The following is a 26,039-nucleotide window of genomic DNA, read 5'->3' as shown; positions in this document are numbered from 1 at the left end:
TGTTCACCCTTTGCAATTTCTGCGCGCCTTATTCTCGCCATCAGATGACGCGAGGCTTTCCACATCATGACAGCATGCACCGGGGCTGGGGAGTTCGTGTCATGAATTGGGGAGGTGCACATGATGGGACAGACCCGTCACGCCGGCTGGGCCGGTGTCTTAAGCGCGTTCGCGCTCATTCTGGCCGCTGCACCGGCCAGTGCTCTTGAATTCCAGACTGCCGAGGAAAACCAGGTCCTGCGTCCGCGCGTGGGTGACCAAATCCTGCGCTATATCGAAGCCGAGCAGGAAGGGCTCTGGCTGGACGCGGCCAATGGATACACAGCCTTGCTGGAGGAGGGCCGGCTACAGCCCTTCGAGGAGGCGACCGTGCTGCAATTGCGTGGTCGTGTCTTCTACGAGCTGGAACAGCCCTTGCGTGCCGTGGAGGACTGGCAGCGCGCGATCGATCTGGGCGCGCTCGGTGTCGATGCAGACAACACATTGCGTCTCAATGCCGGGCAATTGCTGATCGGCGAGGCGGATTATGGCGGTGGCACGCACATGATCGAGACCGCGCTTGCCCTGGGCGCTCCGCTCAGTGCCGATATCGCCATGCGCATGGCCCAGGCCTATGGCCAGATGGAGGATTACGCCTCCGGACTGCCCTTTGCGCGCCAGGCCTTCGATCTCGCCGACAACCGGCGGCAGAACCATTATTCCCTCTTGCTCTTCTATTTCGAAAATCTCGGCATGGAGGGTGACCAGCTGGCGCTGATCGTGGACATGGTCGAGCGCTGGCCGGAGGAAAAGCGCTACTGGTCCCGCTGGGCTGCCCTGCTGGGCCGCCAGGATAGGGTCGAGGAAGCCTTCAACGTCAATGTTATCATGTATAACAATGGCCTGCTCAGCGAGAATGATGAGCTGATCCGGCTGGTCCAGTATTATGCCTTCAATGGTTATCCCTACCGGGCGGCGGACATCATGTCCCGCGAGATCAATTCCGGCCGGATCGAGGAAACTCCGGATCATCTGCGCATGCTGGCGAGCTATTGGCGTCAGGCCCGCGAATGGGATCGCGCCCTGCCGGTTCTGCATCGTGTCGCAACCACGACCGGCTTCGGCCCGGACTACGAGGCGCTCGGCGAGGCCCTCTATCAGCGCGCGGAATATGCGGAAGCCGAGGTGATGTTCCAGCAGGCGCTCGAACAGGGCAATATCCGCCGCCCCGGCGACACCATGACGCTGATCGGCAATGCGCGATATGAACAACATGATTTTGTCGGCGCCATCGACGCGTTTGAACGCGCCTTGAGCTGGGAGTATTCGCGTGCGACCGCCCAGGGCTGGATCGACTTTATCGAACGCCGCATCGCCATCATCCGTCGGGGTGAGGAGCTGGTGCACGTGACGGCGATCGAACGCTGCGAGATCTGGCTGGAGGCGGAACGGCGATCGGTGCCCACCGATGAAACCGAGTTCACGGACGACAACCGCCGTGTGTTCGAACTGCCCAGTGAATGCGGGACCTATTTCAACCGCCTGGGCGAACGCCTGCCGGACTGGCAGGGGTTTTTGTAGGAACGAGGGGCATGTTCGGCGTGTTGGGAATGGCGTTGGCCGTTGGGCTGTTCAGTGGAGATCCGGTACACGGTGACTTGTGTCGCCCCCGGATCGCCCCTGATCCGTTGGTGACGGAAACGATTGCCGCTGACGCTTTGCAGACTCCGTACGCACGAGAAGTTCTTGATGTAATTCTGCGCCCTCACCCTGAGGACTTGCGGCAATCCGTGTTGGAATTGGAACATGCGCTGGCCCAACCCGCTTTCGGGGCATACGAGCTGAATGCGCGGACCAGGGCACTGGCTTACGTCTATCTCGGCGGCGCTTACTACAACCTGGATCGTCAGGACGCGTCTCTGGATTATTGGGAGCGGGCCGTGTCGACCAGGATGCTGTTCCCGGATGAGGCGGCGAGCGTTCATTTCAATCTGGCCCAGCTGTACATTCGGGCCAGCAATGTGCGCGACACGATCATCCATTTGCGGGCGACGGCGTGTTTGACGGATGCCGAGACAGAGCTGCCTGATCAGTTCGCTGACGTCGTTGGCCACGCCTCCCTTATGGAGGTGGTCCACCCAACGCTACTGGCCTGGCGAGAGCAGCTCGGTTTGATCGCCGCGAGACAGCGCCCAAATTCTCCCCCAAATCATCACAATTGATCTCAATCGCGGCACGCTTTTGCCGTGAGGCCGGGGTCTGATGAGGATGCGACGCGGTGCTGAGTTGTAGTGCCGTGTCGCCCTCGGCAGACGGGTCAGAGGGGTTTTGATCCGGGGATCTGGCGAGGCTTCGGGGCGTTTGCCCGGTTGGGCCATGACGGCATCTGCCCATGGGGAGGTAGAACCGTGAATACAGCACTTAGAACACCCTTAGTCCTGCCGCTGGCGGCAGGCGCAACAGTCGGCCTTTTCCTGATGATGCGGGCGCTGATCGATATCGGCCCGGTGGTCTTCGAGGAGGCGCCGCCAGAGCTCGATATCGTGATGAATCTGGAAGTCCCGGACGCAGAAGTTCGCACACCACGACCCATGCCGGACGCTGAAACGATTGATCCGCCACCCGCGGTTCGTCCGAGTGAGGTGGAGCGCGCCGTGCCAGACAGCACGGCCATGACGACGAATTATGAAGTCCCGGCGATCGATTCACCCACGCTCAGCTCGACCGAGGTGAATTTTTCCCGCGACGGCAATCCGACACCGGTCGTGCGCATCAATCCGAGTTACCCGACCCTCATGGCGGAGCGCGGTATCGAGGGGCAGTGCGACATGATTTTCGACATCCTGCCCAATGGTACGACGACCAATGTGCGCGTCCTGTCCTGCACCAATCGCGCTTTTGAACGCACATCGGTCAGGGCCGTGGAACGCTGGCGTTACAACCCGCAGGTCCGCAACGGCCAGCCGATCACCTTCCAGGGTGCCCGCACCCAATTGCTCTACGCGCTGGAACAGTAAACAACAGCCTGGTCCTCGGTATCTGTGGTCTTGCGAGAACCAGGTCGCCCGCTGCGTCGTCGCAACGCAGCGGGCATTTTTTTATCTCACGCCAACTCGCTTTGCTCGCGGCTCCGACGGGGCGGCCTGACCGGCCGGAGCGCGGTCGCGCTTGCGAAGCCCGGAGGGCTTCGATTTGCGATGGTGGCTCTATCCCTCTCCCCACGGGGAGAGGTCGAGCGAAGCGAGGGGGAGGGGGCGTGAGCGCAGCGAACAAAAAAGGCGCGGACCATTCAGCCCGCGCCTTTCCTGAAAACCTTGGAGCGAAGTTACTCCGCGGCGATGGCCTCGACTTCGCTATCGGCGAGGCCGGTGACCATCAGGGCGAAGGCCCAGTTGAGGGCGACCTCGCGCAGGCTGTCGAAACGACCGGACGCGCCGCCGTGGCCGGCACCCATATTCATCTTGAGTAGGGTGAGACCGTCATCGGTGCGGCGATCACGCATGCGGGCGACGTATTTGGTCGGTTCCCAATAGGTCACGCGCGGATCGGTCAGGCCACCGGTGGCGAGGATATGCGGATAGGCCGTCTCGGTGATCTGGTCGTACGGGCTGTACTCGATCATCGTCTGGTAATCCTCGGCACTCTCGATCGGATTACCCCATTCCGGCCATTCCGGCGGGGTCAGCGGCAGTTCGGCGTCGGACATGGTGTTGATCACGTCGACAAAGGGCACGGCTGCAATGGCACCGGCAAACAGGTCCGGCTGCAGGTTGACCGCTGCACCGACAAGGAGGCCGCCGGCCGAGCCGCCATAGGCGACGATATTGCCGCGCGAGGTGTAACCCTCAGCGGCCAGCGCCTCACCGGCCGAGACGAAGTCGCGGAAGGTGTTCATCTTCAGCTCGAGCTTGCCGTCCAGATACCACTGGTAACCGCGCGCCATGGAGCCACGGATATGGGCGATGGCGTAGACCATGCCGCGATCTGCCAGTGAGAGCGGGGTGACGCGGAAGCTGGCCGGGATGGTGATGCCATAGGAGCCGTAGCCATAGAGCATCAGCGGCGCGGAACCGTCGATCGGCGTGTCGCGGTGATGCAGGATGGTGACCGGGATTTCCACACCATCATGACCCGGAGCCATGATACGGCGTACGACATAGTCTTCTGGATTGTGACCGGAGGGGACTTCCTGCCGCTTGCGCAGCACACGGTCACGCGAGCGCATGTTGTAGTCATAGGTCTCTTCCGGCGTGGACGGGCTTTCATAGGAGAAACGCAGGCGGTCGACGGAGAACTCGTAGCCGCCCGACATGCCCAGCGAATAGGCCTCTTCCTCGAAGGCGATCTCGTGCTCCTCGCCGGTGGCGTATTCGTGCACGACAATGCGCGGCAGGGCGTTTTCACGCTCGGTACGCACCAGCCAGTCTTCAAAACCGATCACACCATTGACCAGCACACCCGGACGGTGGGCGACAAAGTCCTCCCAGTTTTCCCGGCCCGGATTGTCCAGCGGAGCGGTGACGATCTTGAAGTCGACGGCGCCGTCCGCATTGGTGCGGAAGTAGAAACGGTCCGTGGCTTCGGTGAGATAGTATTCCACACCCTCTTCACGGGCCGCGATCAGCACCGGCTCGCCGGCCGGATCGGCAGCGTCGATGACGCGGATCTCGTTGGAGGTGTGACCCCCGGCATTGATGACGATGTAGTTCTCGCCGTCAGACGAACCGACGCTGACGAAGAAACCCGGATCTTCCTCGTCATAGATCAGCTCGGACGTGCCGCCATCGCGGTTCTGGCGATAGACGCGCTTGGAGCGGCCATTATCATCGCGCCACACCCAGTAGAGGGTGGAGCTGTCATTGGCCCAGACAAAATCGCCGGTGCTTTCATCCGTCAGCGTGGCGATGACCGAACCGGTGGCGACTTCGCGGATAATGATCTCATAGTATTCCGAACCGCGTGTATCCACGGCATAGGCCACGAATTCATGGTTCGGGCTGTGCTCGACATTGCCAAAGTCCAGATAGTCGAAATCACCGGCCTCGGCATCACCATCGATGAGGATCTCTTCCTCGCCCGTCGGCTCACCGGTTTCCGGGTCGATCGGACGGCGCGAGAAGACCGGATACTGGCCGCCTTCACGATAGCGGGTGAAGTATTCATAATTGCCGTGCGGCTGCGGGACAGAGCTGTCGTCTTCCTTGATGCGACCGCGGATCTCCTGGAAAATCCGCTCCTGCAAGGCCTCGGTCGGCTCCATGACGGCGTCGAGATAGGCGTTCTCGGCATCCAGCACGGCGCGGATGTCTTCCTGCAGCGTGTCAGGCTCGCGCATGACCTGCTGCCAGTTCTCGTCCTTGATCCACTGGTATTCGTCCACACGTGTGAAGCCGACCTGTTCAATGGTCACCGGGCGCTGTTCCACCTGCGGGGCTTCCAGCCCCCGGGCGCGCTCGATGAGGGCGGAGCTCGCCGTTTGAGGTGTCTCTGAGTTCATGGAAGTCTCCTGGCTGCAGGCGGCCAGCGTGACGGCCGCAAAGCCAGTCACCACGCCCCTGAGCATGGTCGTCGATAATCTGTGTTTCACTTTACTCTCCCCCGACCCGAAGGCGTTCAATCCTGTGCGGGTCGAAAATCCAGAACGTTCCCATTGATGCAGTATCGCAGGCCATCAGGACCGGGGCCATCGGGGAAAACATGTCCCAGATGTGCGCCGCAATTGGCACAATGCACCTCGGTGCGTGGCAGGGCCAGCTTGAGGTCTTCCTTGGTCTCCACCGCGCCCTGGCGCGCGACCTGGGAGAAGGAGGGCCAGCCGGAGCCGGAATCGTATTTGTCATTGGCGGCAAACAGGAATTCACCGCACACCGTGCAGTGATACTCACCGGGGCGTTTCTCGGTGTAGAGCGGGTGGGAGAAGGCGTACTCGGTGGCCTCGGCAAAAGCGATCGCGTCTTCTTCCGGGCTCAGCTTCTCGCGCAGCGTGGCGATTTCGGCATCACTCAGTCTCGGCATCATCTTTCTCCTTCGGCTCGTGTTTGAGCGCGACCGGTTCGGCGCGCTTCACCGACAAGATAGGTGTTGCGACGCAAATGAGAACCAGCACCAGGCCCAGGCCGATCATCGGGATGAGGGCGGCTGGTCGTGCGCCAATGGCACCGACGATCGGCCCCATCAGCAAAATGCCCGCTGGCATGCCGCCAAAAAGTCCCAGCTGGTACACCGACATGACCCGGGCCAGCTTGTCCGGCGGGGCCTGTTCCTGGACCACAGAACGGCTGAGCGAGATGGCGATGCCCGCGCCCAGCCCCCAGGCGAAGACGAGACCGTAGAGCGACCAGAAGGGAATGGGGGCGGCAAAGGCGCCTACGGCGAGCACGGTGACACCCTGGGCGGCGATCAGCGCCCGTCCCGGGCGTTCGATCTGGCCGAATTTCACCAGCAGGACATTGGCCACGAAGGCACCAAGCCAGAAGGTGACCATCAGGCTGGAGAGTTCGGGATATCCACCGCCATAAGCATCACGGATCAGAATCGGGATCAGCACCAGGAAGGCGCCGCCGACAATGAAAATTCCGATCGCCACCATGATCGCCGTCATCGGCATCAGCACGGGCGAGTGCAAAACGGCATCCAACCCGTCCTTGAGGTCGCGCAGCGGGTGTTCGGTCGACTTGTTCCGTTTCGAGCCCAGGCGCGGCAGGAAAGCGGCCGACAGGCCACCGATGACCAGGCCCACGCCCATCATCAGGAACAGCGGGCCCGGGCCCGTGATCGCGGCGAAATAGCCGGCGGCCATGCCGGCGATCTGGGCGCCGAACTGGACGGCAGAGGCCATGACAACCGCACGCTGCAGCTCGATCCCGCCATGACGGGTCTTGGCGGAAATGCGCACGATGGGATTGATGGCGCTGTCGCGGGCCGGCATGACGAATCCCCCGGCCACACCGACCAGGGCGGCGAAAATGACCAGGTTCATATAGGTCAGGATATCGCTCATCATCATGGAAGCGAGGCCGATCGTGCACAGGCCGGCAAACAGGTAGAAATAGAAGATGATGCCGCGCCGGTCCTTGCGTTCCGCGAGCACGCCGGCCGCAGGCAGCAAGAGCGCCATGGGCGCGGTAAGGGCGGCCTGGGCGAAACTCAGCCGCTCCGGGCTTTCCATCAGGGTGAAGGTGATCACGCCGGGAAACAGGGTGGTCTGCAGTCCGAAGCCGAAAAACCAGCCCGCCACCAGCACCAGGTATGCGCCGAAGGGCGGCATGCGCAGCTTGCGATTACCGGCGAGGGGACGAAACAGCGGCAATTGAGTTTTCCCGTTTGTCCTCACGAGACCGCCAAGCGCTCGTGATGGAATGTGATTGGTATTGCGTCCTGTCTAGCAACATGTAGGGCTTAAGCAAATTCATCTGATGCAGGCCAAGGAGTGACTGTAATGAAAATGGTTCGTCTGGGTGGCAGCGTGGTGCTGGCGCTGTTCATGCTCTTCATGGGCGCGCAGAAGTTCGGCGCCTCCAATCCGGTTTTCTCCTATCTGGCCGCCAATTCCGGGATCGAGCTGTTCGAGCCCGTGATCCGCACTGCCACCGGTGTGGCGGAAGTCCTGGCAGCAGTGTTGCTGCTGGTCGGTGTCTTCGCCGGCAAGTTCCGCGGCCTCGGCGCGCTTTTGTCACTGGGCGTGATTGGCGGCGCGATCGGCTTTCACCTGTCGCCATGGCTCGGCATCAATGCCCCGGTCGCCTTTGCCGAAGGTGGTGGCTATGAGTTCAGCCCCATGCTGTTCGGCATGGCCGTCGTGTTCGGGGGCCTGTCCGCCGTACTGACGGTCATCGACCGCGAGCACCTGCCGGTGATCGGCAAGGGGTAGGGTGGATCTTCCTTACCCTTGATGGGCGGGAATGTACTTTTCTGCTCCACAAACCTCCGTCATCACCCGGCTTGTCCGGGTGACCTCAGCTCGCCTCTCGACAGGATAGCCGAGGTCCCCCGGATGTCTGCTTCGCAGCCACCGTGGGATGACGGCAGCGTTGATTGAGACAACAGATTTGATGTCAATCTTTGTATCGGCTTGCTCCAGCTAACCTTTCCCGACAATCCACCCCCTCCCGCGCACGATTTTTTAACACCACACCGCCAGTCTGGCTGCGAACAAAACGGATCCAGCCCGATGGCCCACGCTGAACCCTTTGACCTGGATCAGCCCGTCACCTCACGTGCGCGGGCTGTTCTGGCGCGTCGTCTGGCGGATATTGTCGGGCTGCCGACCTCGCGACTGACGCCGCGCGAGCGCTGGATTGTCGGCGACTTGCTGCATGATCTTTTGCGGCAGGGGGATGAGCAGCTTCGCAAGCGGGTGGCCCAGCGTCTGGCCGGGCTGAACGAAGCGCCGCACCGTCTCTTGCGCATGCTGGCCGTTGACAAGTTCGAGATTGCCGAGCCCATTCTCGAAGAGTGCATGGCGCTGACCGATTTCGACATGCTGGAAATCGTCCAGGGCGGCACGGTGGATCATCGCCTGGCGATTGCCCGCCGGGAAAATCTCTCGGAGACGGTTGCCGCAGCGCTGGCGGCCTATGGCGAAGTTGCAGTCGTCAAACGCCTGCTCAAGAACAAGACGGCCTTGCTGGCGGCTCCGACAATTGACCATGTTGTCGCCGCAGCGCGGGAAGAGCCGAGCTACGCCCCGCTGATCATCCGTCGTGGCGAGTTGCGACCGGCCCAGGCGTTTCGCCTCTTCTGGGGCTGTGATCATGAAAACCGGCTGGAAATCCTCGAGCGTTTCGCCGTGGATCGCACCATTCTCATCGATGCCTCGGAAGACATTTTCCCGATGGCCCGGGCGGAGGGCTGGTCCGACCCGCTGGTGCGACGCATCCTGCGCTATATCGACCGGCGCCAGCGAAATCGTGAGGCCGTGACGCTCAGCCCGTTCGACAGCCTGGAAGGTGCTCTGGAGGCCATGCGTGTGGCTGGACCTCGCCAGGACATCATCTCCGAGGTCGCGACCCTGTCGGGTATTGATATCGGCCTGATGCGCAAGCTGGTCGACGACATGTCCGGGGAACCCTTTGCCGTCCTGTGCAAGGCGACGGGACTGAAATGGCCGTCTTTCGAGGCCTTCTGGGTTGGCGTGGGGCGCCAGACCGACAGCGTCCAGGCCGAACAGGCCCGCCATGTCTATGCCATGCTTTCGGTTGAAAAGGCCCAGACCGTGCTGCGTTACTGGAACCTGTCCACCGAGACCGGCGCACATTAACCCGCGAAAAGTTGGGGTTTTGGCGCTGGGAATCCCTGAAAGCGCGCAGTTTGCCAACCCTGCCGATCACATTTGCCTGATACACTGTGGGTAGGTGTGCGAAATCCTGACGGTTTGTCTGGCCAAGCCAATTCCTGATCGCTAATAACCGTTACTGAGCGTTAACGCGCGGGGAGATTCCATGGCTTATGGTGTCGGCCTCACCGCCGTCCTGGTGGTGCTTTGGCTAGTTTTATCCGGTTCCTACACCCTGTCCGGCGACCACAAGGTCCTGCTGGTCATGTCCGTATTGAGCATTGCGGGTGCAGTCTATCTGACTGTTCGCATGCGTATTCTTGATCGCGAGACGGTGCCCCTGAAGCCCGCCTTTGCCCTATTCGGGTATTGGGGTTGGCTTGGCCGGGAAATCGTGGCGGCCAATCTGGCTGTTGTGAAGCTGATCATGAAACCCGAGATCGAAGTTGAGCCGCGCCTGATTCGCGTGCCGGTCGATCTGCGCACGGGCCTGGCGCGATGTGTGTTCGCCAATTCCATCACGCTGACACCGGGAACGGTGACGGTGGATGTGGAGGAGGATGGCTTCCTCGTGCACGCGCTGGACAATTCCTTCACCGCTCCGGAAGGCTTTGCCGAAATGGCAGCCCGTACGGATGAAGCGTCGGACGGACGCCGGGAGGCTGAATAATGGATCTTGTGAACTTTGTTATCGCGTTGGGTATGGCCGGTGCGATGGCGATCATGCTCGCTCGCCTGTTTGCCGGGCCGACATTGTATGACCGCGTCCTGGCCGCCAATTCCTTTGGTACCAAGACGGTGCTTTTCCTGCTGGTCTTCTCTGCGATTGCCGGACGCCAGGACGCCATCGATATCGCGCTGCTCTATGCGTTGATCAATTTTGTGGCGACGATCGCGATCCTGAAATTCTTCCGCTATCGCTCGCTCGAGATCGCCCTGGCGCGCATGTCGCTGCGCAAGGCCGTGGACGGGGATTTCGACGAATGACCCTGGTTGAATTCGGACAACACGCCCTGTTCGCCATCGCTGTGGGTTCCATGACCCTCGGTCTTATGCTCGTTCTGGCCGGCGCCATTGGTGTCATCCGCCTGCCGGATTTCTACACGCGCATGCACGCGGCCGGTGTCACCGACACGCTGGGCGCCGAGCTGATCATTCTCGGCCTGATCCTGCAGGCCGGTGACTGGCAGACCATGGCCAAGCTGGCGCTTGTCGGCCTGCTGCTCTTCCTGACCAGTCCGACAGCGACGCATGCGGTTGCAAATGCCGCCCACCGGGCCGGCCAGAAGCCGGACCTGTCCAAGTTCAAGCCGGAGCATCCCCGTGATGCCGTGAAAGAGGAGAGCGCGTCGTGACCGGTGCTGATCTCACTCAATTCCTGGACTACACGCTGATTGCCATGTTGCTGGCCGTCGGTTTTGCCATTGTCCGCCTGCGCAACCTGTTCGCGGTCGTCATGCTGACCGGGGTGTATTCACTTCTGTCCGCGGCCTGGTTCGTGTCCCTGGACGCGGTCGATGTCGCCTTTACCGAGGCTGCCGTCGGCGCAGGTATCTCAACCGTTCTGATGCTGGGCGCGATGCTGTTGACCGCGCGCGAGGCCGAGCCGGCCGGCGCTGGTCGCCACTGGGCCGCCTTTGCGGTTGTTGCCGTGGCAGGACTGGCGCTCTTCTTCGCCATTCCGGACATGCCGGTTTATGGCGATGCGCACTCTCCGGCCAATGCGGGCGTGGGCATGGAATACATGACCCGTACGCCGAGCGAGATCTCGGTGCCCAACGTGGTCACGGCCGTCCTGGCCAGCTATCGGGGTTATGACACCTTCGGCGAGGTGGTGGTGATCTTCACCGCCGCGCTGGGCGTTATCCTTCTGCTGGGCTTCGGCAATGGCCGCAAGAAGGGGGAGGGCAAGTCATGAACCCGCACCTGATCCTTCGCGTTGTTTCCAAACTGCTGATCCCGATGATCGTCGTGTTCGGCTTTTATGTTCAGTTCCACGGTGATTATGGTCCCGGTGGCGGTTTCCAGGCCGGTGTGATCATCGCTGTTTCCGTCATTCTCTACGCCCTGATCTTCGGCATTGAAGAAGCCCAGAAGGCGGTTCCGCCAAATGTTGCGCGCATCGGCGCGGCAACAGGCGTTCTGATCTATGCCGGTGTGGGCGTGGCGACGCTCTTTCTGCCGTTCGCGGGCGAGGCGGTGAACTTCCTTGATTATGACGCGCTGCATCCCGACCAGGGTCACCACAGCGGCCAGCACTACGGCATCCTGCTGATCGAGCTGGGCGTTCTGACCACGGTCGCCTCGGTCATGCTGGCGATTTTCTACGCCTTCGCCGGTCGTGTGCCGGATATCCCGGACGAGGAGTGGTAGAATGCTCGATATCATCCTCGAACGTTTCAACTATATCCCGATCATCATCCTGATGATGACGGGCCTGTATGTGGTCATCGCGACCGGCAATCTGGTCAAGCGACTGGTTGGCCTGTCGCTGTTCCAGACCTCGGTCTTCCTGCTCTACATAACCATCGGCAAGGTGTTTGGCGGCCAGCCGCCCATTCTCGATGGAGCCCATCACGGCGATGAAGAGGGCTCCCACGGTGCCGGTTACGCTGCTGCGGGGCACGGCGAGGCAGGCGGTGGCCACGCTGCCGCGGACAGTCACGCCGAACCGGCTGCGGACGCCCATGCCGGCGATCACGCAGCTGAGGCTGTCGAGCACGCGTCCGATTATGCCGCCGGTGCTGATGCCGCGCATCACGCCAGCGAAGTGCTCTATTCCAACCCGCTGCCGCACGTATTGATCCTGACTGCGATCGTCGTCGGCGTCGCGACCCTGGCTGTTGGCCTGGCCCTGGTGGTCCGGATCCGCGAAGCCTATGGAACCATTGAAGATGATGGGCTCAACGCCGCGGACTACAACCGCGAGACGGGGGGCAGTGAATAATGGATTTTCTGGTCAATCTTCTTCCTTCCGGACTGGCCCACCACGCTCCGGCGCTGGTGATTGTCATCCCGCTCGTCGCCGCGGCTGTCGCAGCGCTGATGCCAAACGGCCGTCTCGGCTGGATCGTTGCCATGGTCACAGCCTCGCTGGTGGCTTTCTTCTCGCTTGTCGTCCTTGGCCTGGTGCTGAGCGACGGGCTGATCAGCTATCACATGGGGGGCTGGGAGCCGCCCTATGGCATCGAGCTGCGTGTTGATGCGCTCAACGCCGTCGTCCTTGCCCTTGTCGGTGTTGTCGGACTGCTCTGTGTGATCTTTGCCCTGCCCAGCGTGGGTGACGAGATCGAAGAGGGCAAGCAGGCGCTCTTCTACTCCGCCTTCCTGGTGGCGCTGGCGGGTCTGCTCGGTGTGACGATTACAGGCGATGCGTTCAACGTCTTCGTCTTTCTCGAGATCTCCTCGATCTCGACCTACACGATTATCGCCATGGGCGCCGGCAAGGATCGCCGGGCCCTGACTGCGTCCTACAACTATCTGATCCTCGGCACGATCGGCGCGACCTTCTTCGTGATCGGTGTCGGTTTCCTCTACATGGCGACCGGTTCGCTCAACATGGCCGATATCGGCCAGATCCTGCAGGAACAGGGGCATAACCGGGTCACCCAGGCGGCCTTTGCCTTCATCGTGGTCGGGCTGGGCCTGAAGGCCGCGATGTTCCCGCTGCATGTCTGGCTGCCCAATGCCTATGCGTTCGCACCGAATTTCGTGACGGCCTTCCTGGCGTCGACAGCGACCAAGGTCGCCTTCTACGCCCTGATCCGTTTCCTCTTTTCCGTCTTCCATCCCGATGTGGCCTTTGTCGAACTCTCCTTCACCTGGGTCTTCGCAGCCGTTGGCATCATCGCCATGATGGTGGCGTCCAGCCAGGCGATCTTCCAGACCGATGCGCGGCGTCTGCTCGCCTATTCCTCTGTTGCCCAGGTGGGCTACATGATGCTGGGTCTGGGCATGGGTACGGCGGCAGGCCTGTCGGCCGGTATCCTGCACCTGATCAATCACGCCATCATGAAGGGCGCGCTGTTCATGGCGCTCGGCGCGTTTGCGCTGCATTTCGGCGTCCGTCAGATCCGTGACCTCAACGGTCTTGGCCGCACCATGCCGGCCTCGGCAGGGGCGTTCACCATTGCCGGCCTGTCGCTGGTCGGTGTGCCGCTGACGATCGGCTTTACCTCGAAATGGTATCTCATCACCGCAGCGCTGGAGCGCGGCTGGTGGTGGGCGGTGGCCGCCCTGATCATCTCCTCGCTGATGGCGCTGGCCTATGTGGCTCGCATGCTCTCGGCGATCTGGATGGAAAGCCCGCCAGAACATCACGGTGCCAAGCCCGCCGCGCGTCATGCGCCTTACATGGTGCTGGTGCCGATGGGCATCCTGGCCTTTGCCAATCTGTATTTCTTCTTCCACGCCGATGTTCTGGTCGGTCTGGCCGAGGCTGCGGCGAACGCCGTGACGGGAGGGCATTAAGCCATGTGGTCTGCTGAACTCTCTCTCGCCCTGGCCCTGACCATTCCGGCCGTTGGCGGTGTCTTCGTGGCGCTGCTGGGCAATAAACCCAATCTGCGCGAGGGTGCGACCCTGGTCTCGGCCGTGCTGCTGGCGATCAATGTCGCCTACCTGGTCGAGATTGCTCCGAGCGAACCGACCCTGGTCCTGGCCAATATCGCGCCGGGCCTGCAGCTGACCTTCAAGCTGGAACCGCTGGGCGCGATCTTCGCGGCTGTGGCCTCCGGTCTGTGGATCGTCAACTCGCTTTATTCCATCGGCTATATGCGCGGCAATAACGAGAAGAACCAGACGCGTTTCTATGTCTGTTTCTGTATCGCCATCGCCTCGGCCATGGGGGTTGCCCTGTCTGGCAACCTCTTGACCATGTTCCTCTTCTATGAGGTGCTGTCGCTGTCGACCTATCCGCTGGTCACGCACAAGGGCGATGAAAACGCCAAGCGTGGCGGCAAGATCTACCTGACCATTCTGATGGGCACCTCGATCGGTCTTTTCCTTCCGGCCGTCATCGCGACGCATTTCCTGGCAGGCTCTACCGACTTCGTCGCCGGTGGCCTGCTGGCGCTCAATGACGTCCAGCCGATGATCGCCGGCATCCTCCTGATCATGTTTGCCTTTGGTATCGGCAAGGCGGCGCTGATGCCGATGCACCCCTGGCTGCCCAATGCCATGGTCGCGCCGACCCCGGTCTCCGCACTCCTGCACGCTGTGGCGGTTGTGAAGGCCGGCGTTTTCTCCATCCTCAAGGTGGGCACTTATATCTTCGGACCGACGCTGATCGCGGCCGCGCCGAGCTCGGAGCCGCTGGCCTGGATCGCCGCGATTTCAATCGTGCTGGCCTCCGTGGTCGCCATCACCAAGGATAATCTCAAGGCGCGCCTGGCCTTTTCCACTGTCTCCCAGCTCTCCTATGTGACGCTGGGTGTGATGCTGGCCTCGCCGCTGGCGATGCTGGGCGCTGCGCTGCAGATCATAATGCACGCCTGGGGCAAGATCACGCTCTTCATGAGCGCCGGTGCGATCTATACCGCGACCAAGAAAACCGAGATCTCGCAAATGCGCGGTCTGGGCAAGTACATGCCCTGGCTGTTTGGCGCCTATACGGTCGGTGCGCTGTCGATCATCGGTCTGCCACCGCTGGGTGGGTCCTGGCCCAAGCTTTTCCTGATGCAGGGCGCCTGGGATGCCGGGCAGGCGATCATGATCGTGGCCCTGGTGGCATCTTCCATTCTCAATGTGGCCTATCTTCTGCCGCTCTCGGCGCGGGGCTTCTTTGCTCCGGCTGACGAGGCCAAGCTGAAGAAACAGCCGCCGGCCCTGGTCATCATCCCGCCGGTCATCACCGCTGCGGGCGTGATTGTCCTCTTCTTCCTGATCGGGCCGATCCGGGATTATCTGGAACCCGTCTTCATGCCGCTGGCCAGCGCAGGAGCTCTGTGATGAGTGACGACAACAAGAAAAACGACGAGCTGATACACCCGTTGGCGCGTCCCTTCCTGTGGCTGGACGCCAAATGGCTGAAGTCCTCCATGTTTTGGATCTTCGGAATCCTGACTGTGGCCTTTGTTGCAGCGGATGTTTTCCATCCGCGTCATGAATATGTGCACCTCGCCGAGATCACCGGTTTTTACGCCATGTGGGGTTTCGGTGCCTTTGTCCTGGCCGTGATGATCGGCTGGATCGTCATCCGCGGCGTGCTTGGTCGCGAGGAAAACTACTGGGACGAGGAGGGTGACAATGATTGAGACCTTCCACATTGAAAGCCTGGCGCATGTCTCTCCGGCCTGGCCGGTCATCATTGCGGGCCTCGTTGCCGCGCTGATCTCGAACAATCATGTGCGCAAGGCGCTGGCGCTGCTGGCCCCCATCGTCGCACTGGTGCTGTGGTTCAATCCGGTCACGACGGGCACCTATGGCCTGATCGAGTTCGGCGGGTTCACGCTCGAGACCTTCCGCTACGACAATCTTTCGCGCATCTGGTCGCTGGTCTTCATCATCGCCGCCTTTATCAACGGGCTTTACGGCCTGCACGAGAAGGATCGCCTGGCCGATGTCATGGGGCTGATCTATTCCGGTGCCGGTCTGGGCGCTGTGTTTGCCGGTGACTTGCTGACGCTCTTCTTCTTCTGGGAGCTGACGGCGATCTCGTCTGTCTTCCTGATCTGGGGTTCGCGCAACAATGCCTCCTACAAGGCTGGCCTGCGGTATCTGGGCATCCACATCCTGTCCGGCGTACTGCTGCTGGCTGGCGCTGTGATCCGTGCCAGCGAGACCGGCAGCTGGGCCTTTGATGGCAGTCTGTCGATCGACACGGTTGGCGGCTTCCTGATCTTCATCGCCTTTGGCATCAAATGCGCCTTCCCCTTCCTGCACAACTGGCTGCAGGACGCCTATCCCAAGGCGACGATCACCGGCGCTGTCGTGCTCTCTGCCTTCACCACCAAGCTGGCGGTCTATGCCCTGGCGCGGGGATATGCAGGCACCGAGATCCTGATCTATATCGGCGCCGTGATGACGGCCTTCCCGGTCTTCTTTGCCGTGGTCGAGAATGATCTGCGCAAGGTGCTGTCCTATTCGCTCAACAACCAGCTCGGCTTCATGGTCGTTGGTATTGGTGTCGGCACCGAACTGGCGCTCAATGGTGCTGCGGCGCACGCCTTTGTGCACATCATCTACAAGGCGCTCCTGTTCATGAGCATGGGCGCGGTGCTGCACCGTGTCGGCACGGTCAAGGGCTCGGAACTGGGCGGGTTGTTCAAGTCCATGCCGGCGACGACTGTGTTCTGTCTCATCGGCGCGGCCTCGATCTCGGCATTCCCGCTGTTCTCCGGTTTTGTCGCCAAGGCGCTGACCCTGGCAGCGGTCGCGCAGGAACACCACACCCTGGTCTGGCTGGTCCTGGTCTTTGCCTCTGCAGGTGTCCTGGAACACTCCGGTATCAAGATCCCGTATTTCGCCTTCTTCGCCCATGATCGAGGACTGCGTGTCCGCGAGGCGCCGGTGAACATGCTGATGGCGATGGGCCTGGCGGCGCTTCTGTGTGTCTATCTGGGTATCAATTACGGCGTGCTCTACGAGCTGGTTCCGTATCCGGAAGCGGCGCTGCACTACGAGCCTTACACCTTCGATCACATTGTCGGGCAGATGCAGTTGTTATTGGCGGCCATGTTCGCCTTCACACTCCTGGTGAGGTTCAACCTCTATCCGGAGGAGAAGCGGTCGGTGAATATCGATTTTGACTGGGTCTATCGTCGTTTCCTGGACGGTACGGCGCGTTGGGGCTGGCAGATGATTGATCGCCTCAATGCGGCTGTCGGCAATATCGTCACTGCGACCCAGGCCCGCATGGGCGGCAAGGCCTTCGAAATCTTCAGCCCGGGCGGACAGCTCAGCCGGGATATCCCGAGTGGTGTCCTTGCGATCTGGACCAGTGCGCTCTTGGCGGTGGTCCTGCTCATCGCTTACCTGGCGCCCTGATATTTCCTCGCCTTACAGCGGAAAGCTCAGAGTTGCACGTCCTGCGTGTAATCTCTGGCTTTGCGTGAGCAGTAGGAATATAATCCACACCCGGGCGTAGCCTCCTAGCATGAACGGGAAGTCGAAAACGGCTTCTCGACCAGAACGGGAGAGCAGGATGATTGAAAGTACAGCACGTCCCCACCCAGCCGGGACGCCGATGAGAAACCGGACCAGGCTCCAGGACCTGGCCTGTGCGCAACTGGCCGCCAGCGCGGTCGCCTACAGTTTCGGCATCGCCACCCAGGATGTCGTGGCGCCAACCCGACGTTCCCGCGAAGCCGCCTTTGCCCGCCAGATCGCCATGTATCTGATGCATGTCTCATTCGGCCTGCCGCTGGCGCGCGTGGCCTCGGCCTTTGACCGTGATCGCTCGACCGCAGCCCATGCCTGTCACCGCATCGAGGACGAGCGGGATAACCACGATTTCGACACCTGCCTGGAACAGCTGGAGGCCTGCCTGCGCACCGCGCCGCGTCCGGCCATTGTGAACTGATGGGCCGACCAGCGCGATGGGAGCGCTGTCTGGCACGGGCAGGGGCCCGGCTCTTGCCATTGCCGGGCGGATCAGACCGGCTTGGTGTGTTTCCCGACGGAGACCGGCGCAGGCGTGCCCTGGCCAGGCTGGACAGGGCCGAGGCGCGCGAGGCCATCTCGGAGGGGCGCCTGGAATGTTGCGATGATGAATACCGTCAGACCGAAGCGGGCCGGCTGGCGGTCAAGCGGGAGCGTGGCGGATTTCACAGCCAGCACCGCGTCCTTGCCCTGCGGGAAATTTTCGACCGCAAGGGCCGTGTGACCCGCGTTCTTGCCAATTGTAATGAAAGCCCTGTGGCGCGCTGGGCGCATTTCCTCACCGCAGCCCAGATCAATGCGGCTGAGAACTTCCTGCGCGATTATCACAGCTCGACCCTGACCCAGCCGGTCACTCGCAACTGGAACCTGGACGCCCAGGCACGGAGCGGCCGTGGTGGTAACGGCCAGGAGACCGCGACCCTGTCCCGGCTCGCCGCGACGAAGCGGGTGATGTCCGTGTTTGACCGGCTGGGACGACGCGACGGCGAGGTATTGCTCGGTGCACTGGTGCGCGAGGAAAGCCTGGCCGCTCTGGGACGTCGTTTCGCGGGCAATCCCCGGCAGGGCCGCAGCATTGTGACGGAAGCGCTGGAAGGTCTGGTGAACGCCTAGCCTGCCGCGACCGTCTGGATGCGCTTGATCATTGAGGCGAGGCCGTTGGAGCGCTGGGGAGAGAGGTGTTCGGCCAGGCCGATAGTCTGCAGGACCTCGCGGGCATCGATGGAAAGGATCTCCTCGCCGGTGCGGCCGGAATAAAGGCGGACGAGCAGGGCGGCGAGGCCCTTGACGATGTGGGCATCGCTTTCGGCGCGGAAGATGTGGGTGTCGTCGTCGATCTCGTGCACCAGCCAGACCTGGCTGACACAGCCCTTCACCTTGGTGATGTCGTTTTTCTCGGCGGCGTCGAGCGGCTGCAGCGCCTTGCCCATATCGATGAGATATTTGTAGCGCTGTTCCCAATCGTCGAGCAGGTCGAATTCCTCGACCAGTTCCTCGACCTCGTCCTGGATGCTGGATGTGTTCATACCCGCGACCTAGTGCGAGAGGTCGCGGGGCGCAAGTGTGTTGTGAAGTCGCGACCTAGCGGGCGCTTTCGTCTTGGTCTTCGATCGCTGCTTCGATCCGGTCAACGGCTATATCCGCCAGGAATGCGCCGAGACGCGCCGCTTCCTCGCCGGCATCGCAAATCTCCTGGCGTTCAGTACACCAGTCTCCAACAGCGCCTTCTGCATCGATGCGCGTTTCTGCCACGGCCTGCGGCAGGACAATTTCGCTGCCTGCGAATTCCTTGGGAACAAACAGGCTGACTACAGCGAGCCAAAATGCAGCACGAATAAGGAACATGCTCTAACCACCTCATCGACAGCCTTTGCGGCTGTTCTTCTTCTTTGCAGGATAGAGGCTAGGTGAGAGAGCCCGAAATAGCGAGCGTTTGTAGGGTTTACCGACAATAACGTGCGAATTTGGAGCACAGGTTTTGTCTAAAATTTGTGCGCAATTTTATCTTGTCCCGGAGCGAGACACTTTTTGGTAAGGAATGTTAAAATTACGCCGGATCCGTTAACGCCCTGGCGAGGCCCTAATTGGTCGCGGTGGAGGCACCGATACAGCGGCTGACATCGAGCAGGGCGTGTTCTGCGATACAGAAACTGTCCTCATACTTGAAATGGCCGGCGGCGATGCATTGCTGAAGGTCCAGCCGCACCCAGGCCATGCAGCGTTCCACGACCGGATCAGACAACAGCGCATCGATCACCTCGCGGGAACGTTGCGGGTCGGCGGAGAGATCTTCCAGGGCGGCCACAGAGAGTATGCGGCCAATACGCTGGCGGTCCGGATCAATGGCCGTTTCGCCCACGGTGAGGGAAAGCTGCGGTGCCATGGCTGTATCGTCGGCGGCAGCGCCGGTTTCAAACAATTCAGACGCTGCGCCGGAACCGATCCGGTTCTGGACATCGCTGTCCAGGGCAATATTGCGCTGGGCAGCATCTTCGATTGCGGCGAGACGGCTTTCACGATCGCGAGCGCGGACATTGGCCCAGCGAGCGGTCTGCAGGTCATAGGCGGCGGCGCGGTAACGTTCGGAGACTTCGCGGATCTGGGCCGTGTCACGCTCGAGCGCATCCACCACGGATTGCTGGGCGTCGCCGGAATTTTCAAAACTGGTGGCATAGGCCGGATCATACATCAGCCCCGACATGGCGGCCTCCGGACCATAATAATCCGCCAGCTCACGCACATCATCGAGATATTCCGGGTGCCGGGCGGCGATCATGGCCGTATAGGCGATCCAGGCGCGCACCAGACGATCCTCGCTATAGAAGGAGGAAAGGGTGTCCATGGCATTGTCGAGATCCTCGGCCGAACCGATCGGGGCATCGCGCAGGTCCGCGATGACACTGTGATAGGCGGCATAGGAGGAGGCTTCCTCGCGCAGGGCCGAGGGATCTTCGGCCGGGGCTTCCAGCTGGAGGACCGGCGCGGTGTCAGCTTGCGCGGTTTCGGGCTGGGTGGTTTGATCCTGTAGTAACGTGCTTGCGAGAAGACCTGCAACAAACAGTTTCAACATCTCGATGCCTCCATAGCCCTTGGACAATCACTATGCCCCGCGGCAGGCCCGTCTCCAAGACTGGAATCATGAATTGTTCAGCACAGGATTTCTTATTCACAAGCGTAAACGCTCAAGCTTTAAGATTCAGGCTTTGTTAACCGTTGCGGCGAAGATTAACGAGGTGGATTTGTGACTGAGTCGCGCACTGTGAGGACATGAAACAAGCCCGCCGAGACATAACGCTCTGGATCGCAGAACATGGTGGCCCCGTGGTCAACCTGATCTGGCTGGCAACTGTCGGCTGGGCGGCCAGTCGTATCTGGCCGATGCTGGATATTGCGGTGTGGATGAAGGTCGCCGGCATTGGTGTCCTGGCTCTGCCCGCGGTCGCCGGGCTTGTGCTATCTGCCCGTCTTACCAAGGATTTCGACCGTTTCCTGATCGCCATGTTGTGGACTTCGCTGGCGGTCGCCGTGACGGCGGCTGGCGGCGGCATCAGCGGTCTGGGCGTCATTCTATTTCCGCTCGCACCAGCAGTGGCGGCCGCCAATGGCGATCGTGAAGCGGTGATCAAGGCAAGCGCCGTGGCACTGATGGCGTTTGCCGTCACGCTGGCGCTGGACATGACCGGTTTCATCCAGCCCGCCCCGCAAATGGTAAACTTTCACATGCCCTTCGTGCTCGGCGCGCTGAGCATGCTGGCCTATGGCTTCACCTGCGCGTCCATTCGCGCGATCAAGCTGGCGGATCGTATCCGGGAAGAGGCCGAGGCCGGCCGCATCCGCGCACGTGCCTTTGACGCTGCACCGGCGCCTCTGGTGGCCTGTGACCAGAAGGGCCGCGTGCTGGCGGCCTCCCAGGGATTGCGTGAACTCTCTCCGGGACTGCCGCGCTCGATCGTCGACCTGCCGGTCAGCGATCTGGGTTTTGAGGAAGAGGACCGTGTCCTGCTCACCACCGCAGCGCGCAAGAGCGCTGGCCGTGATGTCGAGGAACTTCTGTCCATCCGCGGTGATCGCGGTCGTCCGGAAACCGTCAAGCTGAGTGCCACGCCGATCTCCGGTGGTTCGGTCGCCTCGCTGGCCAGTGATGACAGTGTCGTTGTGGAAACCGCACTGCGCGAAGCCGAGGAGGCCCGCCGCGAAGCGATCGAGGAGGCCTTGTCCAAATCGCAATACCTGGCGTCTGTCAGCCATGAACTGCGCACGCCGCTGAACGCCATCATCGGTTTCTCCGATGTGATGAAAACGCGCCTGTTCGGCCCGATGCCGGCGCGTTATGCGGAATATGCCGACCTGATCCATGAAAGCGGCCAGCACCTGATGGAGCTGATCGGTGACGTGCTGGACATGTCCAAGATCGAAGCTGACCGTTACGAACTGGCGCCGGAAGCGTTCGACATTGCCGAGGTTCTCTCGGTCACCGCCAAGATGATGCGCCTGCAGGCGGAAGAGGCTGGGCTCACCCTGTCCGTGGATCCGCTGGACGAGCCGATCGAGGTGACGGCCGATCGCAAGGCCCTGCGTCAGATCCTGCTCAATCTCCTGTCCAATGCCGTGAAATTCACGCCGGCGGGCGGTGCCGTGGTCGTCATGGCGCGTTCCCTGGGCAGCAATCTCGTTCTGGCTGTTGGCGACAGCGGTGTCGGTCTCGACCCGGAAGAAGCCGAACGCCTGGGCCAACCCTATCGCCAGGCCACCAATGCCCGCGATATCGAAAACCGTGGCACCGGCCTCGGCCTGTCCCTGGTGCGTGCCCTGTCCGAACTGCATGGCGGCACGATGAGCATTGCCAGCCGAAAGGGCGTTGGCACCACGGTCACGGTTACGCTGCCCATCCTGGTGGAAACAAAGGGCGAGGTCGTCGCGGGTTCCGATGATATGGGTGTGCGTGCTCAGATCGAACGTGCCCAAGCCGCCTCCAAGACCCTGGCCTCGGCCGGCTAAGCGCACGACGCTGCCAAAAGTCCTGTCGCGCCGGTGTTCACCTGCTCTGCTCTCCTGTAATTCTGCCGCCAGGAACAGGATCGGGCGGTATCAAGCCGGGCGGTCGGAAATATCGGGGAAGTATCGATGAACGCGACGAGCGAAACCATTGCGGCGTTGTTTGACCGCTGGAATAACAGCCTTCAGACAGGTGATCCCAAACAGGTCGTGGCCAATTATGCAGAACAGTCCATCCTGCTGCCGACCGTCTCCAACACGCCGCGCCTGACACCGGCGGAGAAGGAGGATTATTTTGTCCACTTCCTCCAGAACAAGCCGTCCGGCGTCATCGACATGCGCCAGATCGAGATCAGCGGTGACATCGCCGTAGACAGCGGTCTCTACACCTTCACCATGGGCGCTTCCGGCGCCGTTGTGAAAGCGCGCTACACCTTTGTCTACAAATGGGATGGCACCAACTGGCTGATCATCTCCCACCATTCTTCCGGCATGCCGGAGGGGTGACAGTGTCGCCTCGCAGGTGACGCTGGCAACGAAACCATACTGTGACAGTCAGGCGTTAGAACGCCACAAGCGTGGGTGCCACTCCGCTCATCGATGGGTGTGGGATGCGCCTTGATGATGGTCGGCGTGAGAAGCGCCGAAACATCATGCGTTTGCTATTGCTGAGCTCTCTGTTCGAACTAGCTAGAGCTCAGAGTGAGAGATCGACGGCTTCCATGTCCAAAACAGAGTATCGAGCTGGCTATACTGTTCAATTGTTGGGGCAGGAAGCCGAGCCCCTAGTTGTGATCGACGATTTTTTCGCGCATCCCGATGCACTGGTTGCCGAGGCGGCGCGCAGCGCCTTCACAACTCCGCCGCCTGGTTATCCCGGTGTCAGGGCGAGAGCGCCCTCGGAGTATCTGATGACCCGGGCCGCATTGCTACGTGAAATTTTGGCCGATGTGTTTGGCTATACCCGCGATGCCAAGTTGATCGAGTGTAGTTTTTCGCTCGTCACCACTCCACCAGAACAGCTCTACTCCGCGCAACGAATTCCCCACCATGACTCCACCGATCCCAACCTGATCGCGATGCTCCATTATCTGTCAGGCCCGGAGAAGGGCGGCACGAGCCACTATCGCCATGCTGCGACCGGCTATGAGACTATTCGCCAGGAGCGTTTGGATACATATCTCGAAACGCTGGCGGATGAAGAACAGAAAGACGGTGCACCGTCCCCAGCCTATTTCGATGGCACCAATTCTCGCTTCCAGCGGATTGCCCGGACAGAAGCGCGCTTTAATCGCGTCGTGATGTATCGTGGTGTGCTGCTGCATTCGGGTGATATTCCCGAGGATTTCTCCTACGCAACAGACGTGAATGCGGGCCGGTTGACCGTGAACTCATTTTTCCTGCAGGGCTAGGTCGGGCTCCGGGCAGGGCTCAGCTTCCCGCCTGTCCCAACGCGTATGGACGGCCGCCGCTTTACGGGCGCGGTGCGTCATGGGGATAAACTGCAGCATGATGGAAGGATTACTCACCTCTCATCCGTGCTATCGCACCACTCATCACTTGCATTCTCGTCACCGACCGCGGTGCGGCTAGGCCTGTTGCTGCTTGATGCTCTGGGCGCCGATTGGGAGTTGTAAGGATGAAGATGTTTTTTGCCGCCGTTCTGGCGGGTGTGCTGGCAGCGCCGGCGTTTGGCCAGATCGGGGATGAGCCCTGGGACTGGAATCCGGATATATCGCCGGACGGGCGTTATGTGGTCTTTCACAGCGAACGCTCGCGCACGGATGATGACCTTTATCTGTGGGACATGGAAACGCGCACGCTGACCCAGCTGACGCAGACGCCGGACCAGCACGAGAAATTCCCGCGTTTCAGCCCGGACGGTCAGTGGATTGTCTACCAGGTCGGAAATGATGACGGTTCGGTCTGGTCGCTGCGCCGGGTGGCGCTGGATGGGTCCCACAACGCGGAAATCGTCACGCCGGGCAATCTGGCCATTAATCCGGATGTCTCCCCGAATGGTGAATGGATCACCTTTGCCGGTCAGGTGTCCGAGGACGCCACACGCAATGATCTCTTCATGATGCGCCCGGACGGGTCCGACTTGACCAATCTGACGGGCGGGTCCGATGCGCTCGGCTATACCATCCTGTCGTCCTGGTCGGCGGATGGGGCGACGATTGCCTTTACCGGCGGTGATTTCGATGCGGATACGGCGGATATTTTCCTGGTTGATGTGGAGAGCCGTGAGGACAGCCAGTTCATGGAGATCGAGACCTACAAGGAAATGGGTGTCACCTATTCCCGGATGGCCGTTACATTGCGGCGTCAGTGGGTTTCCAGAATTATGATTTCTACCGGGTTGTGATCTTCGATCTCGAAGAGGGCGGGGCACGCCAGATCGAGAGCTCCTCGGAATGCCATGCCCGCCCCGCCTGGAGCGCGGACAGCAACTCGCTTTACTACCAGGAAATCGTCCAGGGCGGAGCCCGCATCGCGCGCTACGACATCGCGGAAAACGAGGTCTACAATCTCGGCATCCCCGGCGGTTGGGAAGAAGAACTGATGCGCCGTGCCATGGCCGCCTATGGCGGCGGTCACGAAGGTGGTCACTGATTTTCCCTCGATGGGAAAGGTCCCTCAGTAGCCTTGGCGAAGGAGGGGGATAGGGTGCGGCCCAGGAGGGCCAGCTTTAGAGGCGCCTTCGGCACGCACCTGCATCGACTTCTCCTGCGCTCACGCCCAGCGAGGACGAGGAGCGTCCGCTAGCCCGTGCGTCCGGATTCGTCCTGATTGAGATGTGCACGCGATCTGACAAACGCGATCGCGGCGCCCAGGTCTCCGACTTCGAAATAGTAGGATGTGATGCGTTCGCCGCGGCGGTTCATCAGGTCGATGCGGGCGGCTTCTCTGGGGTCGCGCTCGGCGATGCGTTCGGCGTCGGCGACGGAGAAGCGGAAGATCTGGCGGGCCCCGGCGGGATTGAGCTCCACAGCGGTTTCGGCATTGATCCGCCCGCGCGAAAAGACCAGCTGGCGGGCATAGTCCGGCGCGCTCCAGCGTAGCCAGGGGGCTTCTGCCGGGGTGGGGAAAAGCCCACCCACTGTCGGGTCGTAAAGATCGGGTTCGCGCCGCATGTCGCGCAGGACCAGGACAGCAGAGGCGACGCCGGAGACCTCCGGCAGGTCGACGACAAATTCCAGCTCACCATTGACCAGGGCGAGGCCTGCAACGACGGGCGCTGCGTCCTGGCGCGCCAGCCATTCGGTCTGGGACAGTCCGATGGGGGCATTGGCCTCCCAGCTGAACTGGTCGGCCGGGAAACTCATCCGCATCAGGCGTTCAAAGCCGGCATATCCTTCATTCACACGCTGATAGATCAGCTGCGCGTGTTCGGACTGGCAGCCTTGCTGGGACGCGGCATCGTCCAGGCTGGCACGGTAATCATCCAGCTCGACAGCGTTTTCGCCGGCCCTGATCAGGGCGCCGCGAGCCTGCAGGTAAAAGACGGACAGCGCGTCGCGCTGGTCAGGCGTGAACAGTTCGCAAAGCTCGTCCATCGCCAGCGCATATCCGCGCTCGGCAAAGACCTCTTCGGCATTCTGGGCTGCTGCTTGTGTTGTCGTCACAGTCAGCCCGGCTGTTATCGCCAGGAGCGATTTACGCATACATAACCCCACTCATCCAAGCG

The 26,039-nt window shown here is 61.4% G+C and carries 29 protein-coding genes; 22 read left to right on the top strand and 7 right to left on the bottom strand.

Features of this window, described 5'->3' with window-relative positions; translation table 11 throughout:
* Positions 1–120: 120 nt before the first annotated feature.
* The 3 genes from SIC17_RS03370 (at position 121) to SIC17_RS03360 (ending at position 2,996) form a co-directional block, all read left to right on the top strand.
* Positions 121–1,560, top strand: a complete 1,440-nt coding sequence (locus SIC17_RS03370) for a hypothetical protein (protein ID WP_412546394.1) — start codon at positions 121–123, stop codon at positions 1,558–1,560.
* 11 nt (positions 1,561–1,571) lie between these two features.
* A complete protein-coding gene (locus tag SIC17_RS03365; RefSeq protein WP_412546393.1) occupies positions 1,572–2,201 on the top strand; it encodes a hypothetical protein in 630 nt (209 codons plus the stop codon).
* A gap of 186 nt (positions 2,202–2,387) precedes the next feature.
* Entirely contained in the window at positions 2,388–2,996 is a 609-nt protein-coding gene (locus tag SIC17_RS03360) for an energy transducer TonB (RefSeq protein ID WP_291893753.1), read from the top strand.
* Between the two features lie 308 nt (positions 2,997–3,304).
* On the opposite strand, the gene SIC17_RS03355 is transcribed toward SIC17_RS03360, so the two are convergent.
* From SIC17_RS03355 to SIC17_RS03345, 3 genes are read right to left on the bottom strand one after another with little or no spacing between them, the layout of a single operon-like run.
* Complete coding sequence (locus SIC17_RS03355) at positions 3,305–5,542, bottom strand: S9 family peptidase (protein ID WP_412546948.1); 2,238 nt, start codon at positions 5,540–5,542, stop codon at positions 3,305–3,307.
* A gap of 50 nt (positions 5,543–5,592) precedes the next feature.
* Complete coding sequence (msrB, locus tag SIC17_RS03350) at positions 5,593–5,994, bottom strand: peptide-methionine (R)-S-oxide reductase MsrB (RefSeq protein WP_291893747.1); 402 nt, start codon at positions 5,992–5,994, stop codon at positions 5,593–5,595.
* Positions 5,978–7,288 (bottom strand): MFS transporter, encoded by a 1,311-nt coding sequence (locus tag SIC17_RS03345; protein WP_291893744.1) that lies wholly within the window; start codon positions 7,286–7,288, stop codon positions 5,978–5,980. The genes msrB and SIC17_RS03345 overlap by 17 nt, the downstream gene beginning before the upstream one ends.
* 129 nt (positions 7,289–7,417) lie before the next feature.
* Between SIC17_RS03345 and SIC17_RS03340 the strand changes: the two genes are divergently transcribed.
* The 14 genes from SIC17_RS03340 (at position 7,418) to SIC17_RS03275 (ending at position 18,466) form a co-directional block, all read left to right on the top strand.
* Complete coding sequence (locus SIC17_RS03340; protein WP_291893739.1) at positions 7,418–7,849, top strand: DoxX family protein; 432 nt, start codon at positions 7,418–7,420, stop codon at positions 7,847–7,849.
* 300 nt (positions 7,850–8,149) lie between these two features.
* Entirely contained in the window at positions 8,150–9,238 is a 1,089-nt protein-coding gene (locus SIC17_RS03335) for a DUF2336 domain-containing protein (protein WP_412546392.1), read from the top strand.
* A 181-nt stretch (positions 9,239–9,419) separates the two neighbouring features.
* Positions 9,420–9,923, top strand: coding sequence for a Na+/H+ antiporter subunit E (locus tag SIC17_RS03330; protein WP_291893733.1), 504 nt, complete (start codon positions 9,420–9,422; stop codon positions 9,921–9,923).
* Positions 9,923–10,240, top strand: coding sequence for a monovalent cation/H+ antiporter complex subunit F (locus SIC17_RS03325; RefSeq protein ID WP_291893730.1), 318 nt, complete (start codon positions 9,923–9,925; stop codon positions 10,238–10,240). Before SIC17_RS03330 ends, SIC17_RS03325 begins: the two co-directional genes overlap by 1 nt.
* Positions 10,237–10,608 (top strand): monovalent cation/H(+) antiporter subunit G, encoded by a 372-nt coding sequence (gene mnhG / locus SIC17_RS03320; protein ID WP_291893726.1) that lies wholly within the window; start codon positions 10,237–10,239, stop codon positions 10,606–10,608. Before SIC17_RS03325 ends, mnhG begins: the two co-directional genes overlap by 4 nt.
* Positions 10,605–11,171, top strand: a complete 567-nt coding sequence (locus SIC17_RS03315) for a DUF4040 domain-containing protein (protein WP_412546391.1) — start codon at positions 10,605–10,607, stop codon at positions 11,169–11,171. The genes mnhG and SIC17_RS03315 overlap by 4 nt, the downstream gene beginning before the upstream one ends.
* Positions 11,168–11,626, top strand: a complete 459-nt coding sequence (locus SIC17_RS03310) for a Na(+)/H(+) antiporter subunit B (RefSeq protein ID WP_291893721.1) — start codon at positions 11,168–11,170, stop codon at positions 11,624–11,626. Before SIC17_RS03315 ends, SIC17_RS03310 begins: the two co-directional genes overlap by 4 nt.
* Before the next feature lies 1 nt (position 11,627).
* The gene (locus SIC17_RS03305; protein WP_412546390.1) at positions 11,628–12,200 is read left to right on the top strand and encodes a cation:proton antiporter subunit C; all 573 of its coding nucleotides are present in this window, start codon (positions 11,628–11,630) and stop codon (positions 12,198–12,200) included.
* Positions 12,200–13,723, top strand: coding sequence for a monovalent cation/H+ antiporter subunit D family protein (locus tag SIC17_RS03300; protein WP_412546389.1), 1,524 nt, complete (start codon positions 12,200–12,202; stop codon positions 13,721–13,723). Before SIC17_RS03305 ends, SIC17_RS03300 begins: the two co-directional genes overlap by 1 nt.
* Before the next feature lie 3 nt (positions 13,724–13,726).
* On the top strand, positions 13,727–15,202 hold the full coding sequence (locus SIC17_RS03295) for a proton-conducting transporter membrane subunit (RefSeq protein ID WP_412546388.1): 1,476 nt from the start codon (positions 13,727–13,729) through the stop codon (positions 15,200–15,202).
* A complete protein-coding gene (locus tag SIC17_RS03290) occupies positions 15,202–15,507 on the top strand; it encodes a hypothetical protein (RefSeq protein ID WP_291893711.1) in 306 nt (101 codons plus the stop codon). Before SIC17_RS03295 ends, SIC17_RS03290 begins: the two co-directional genes overlap by 1 nt.
* Entirely contained in the window at positions 15,500–17,239 is a 1,740-nt protein-coding gene (locus tag SIC17_RS03285; RefSeq protein WP_291893709.1) for a Na(+)/H(+) antiporter subunit D, read from the top strand. The genes SIC17_RS03290 and SIC17_RS03285 overlap by 8 nt, the downstream gene beginning before the upstream one ends.
* Before the next feature lie 157 nt (positions 17,240–17,396).
* Entirely contained in the window at positions 17,397–17,774 is a 378-nt protein-coding gene (locus tag SIC17_RS03280) for a helix-turn-helix domain-containing protein (protein ID WP_291893707.1), read from the top strand.
* Positions 17,774–18,466: a DUF6456 domain-containing protein gene (locus SIC17_RS03275; RefSeq protein ID WP_412546387.1), complete on the top strand. Its 693-nt coding sequence runs from the start codon at positions 17,774–17,776 to the stop codon at positions 18,464–18,466. Before SIC17_RS03280 ends, SIC17_RS03275 begins: the two co-directional genes overlap by 1 nt.
* Here the strand turns inward: SIC17_RS03275 and SIC17_RS03270 are convergent.
* The 3 genes from SIC17_RS03270 to SIC17_RS03260 all read right to left on the bottom strand — a co-directional run bounded on the left by SIC17_RS03270 (position 18,463) and on the right by SIC17_RS03260 (position 20,423).
* Entirely contained in the window at positions 18,463–18,879 is a 417-nt protein-coding gene (locus SIC17_RS03270; RefSeq protein ID WP_291893701.1) for a SufE family protein, read from the bottom strand. The genes SIC17_RS03275 and SIC17_RS03270 overlap by 4 nt on opposite strands.
* A 55-nt stretch (positions 18,880–18,934) precedes the next feature.
* A complete protein-coding gene (locus tag SIC17_RS03265) occupies positions 18,935–19,198 on the bottom strand; it encodes a hypothetical protein (RefSeq protein WP_412546386.1) in 264 nt (87 codons plus the stop codon).
* 235 nt (positions 19,199–19,433) lie between these two features.
* Positions 19,434–20,423: a hypothetical protein gene (locus SIC17_RS03260; RefSeq protein ID WP_412546385.1), complete on the bottom strand. Its 990-nt coding sequence runs from the start codon at positions 20,421–20,423 to the stop codon at positions 19,434–19,436.
* A 197-nt stretch (positions 20,424–20,620) separates the two neighbouring features.
* Between SIC17_RS03260 and SIC17_RS03255 the strand changes: the two genes are divergently transcribed.
* The 5 genes from SIC17_RS03255 to SIC17_RS03235 all read left to right on the top strand — a co-directional run bounded on the left by SIC17_RS03255 (position 20,621) and on the right by SIC17_RS03235 (position 24,964).
* The gene (locus SIC17_RS03255; protein ID WP_412546384.1) at positions 20,621–22,351 is read left to right on the top strand and encodes a sensor histidine kinase; all 1,731 of its coding nucleotides are present in this window, start codon (positions 20,621–20,623) and stop codon (positions 22,349–22,351) included.
* Positions 22,352–22,477: 126 nt separating this feature from the next.
* Positions 22,478–22,855, top strand: coding sequence for an SgcJ/EcaC family oxidoreductase (locus tag SIC17_RS03250; RefSeq protein WP_291893686.1), 378 nt, complete (start codon positions 22,478–22,480; stop codon positions 22,853–22,855).
* A 215-nt stretch (positions 22,856–23,070) separates the two neighbouring features.
* Positions 23,071–23,760, top strand: coding sequence for a DUF6445 family protein (locus SIC17_RS03245; RefSeq protein WP_291893683.1), 690 nt, complete (start codon positions 23,071–23,073; stop codon positions 23,758–23,760).
* Between the two features lie 227 nt (positions 23,761–23,987).
* Positions 23,988–24,716 carry a TolB family protein gene (locus SIC17_RS03240; RefSeq protein ID WP_412546383.1) on the top strand — a complete coding sequence of 243 codons (729 nt, stop codon included), beginning with the start codon at positions 23,988–23,990 and terminating at the stop codon, positions 24,714–24,716.
* Complete coding sequence (locus SIC17_RS03235) at positions 24,680–24,964, top strand: hypothetical protein (RefSeq protein ID WP_412546382.1); 285 nt, start codon at positions 24,680–24,682, stop codon at positions 24,962–24,964. Before SIC17_RS03240 ends, SIC17_RS03235 begins: the two co-directional genes overlap by 37 nt.
* Positions 24,965–25,113: 149 nt before the next feature.
* Here SIC17_RS03235 and SIC17_RS03230 read toward each other — a convergent pair whose 3' ends face one another.
* Positions 25,114–26,016, bottom strand: a complete 903-nt coding sequence (locus SIC17_RS03230; protein ID WP_291893677.1) for a hypothetical protein — start codon at positions 26,014–26,016, stop codon at positions 25,114–25,116.
* Positions 26,017–26,039 lie beyond the last annotated feature (23 nt).

Origin of the sequence: Maricaulis sp. MIT060901 (assembly GCF_047123815.1) — a bacterium.
Lineage (GTDB): Bacteria > Pseudomonadota > Alphaproteobacteria > Caulobacterales > Maricaulaceae > Maricaulis.
This window is presented reverse-complemented; position numbering and strand designations above follow the sequence as displayed.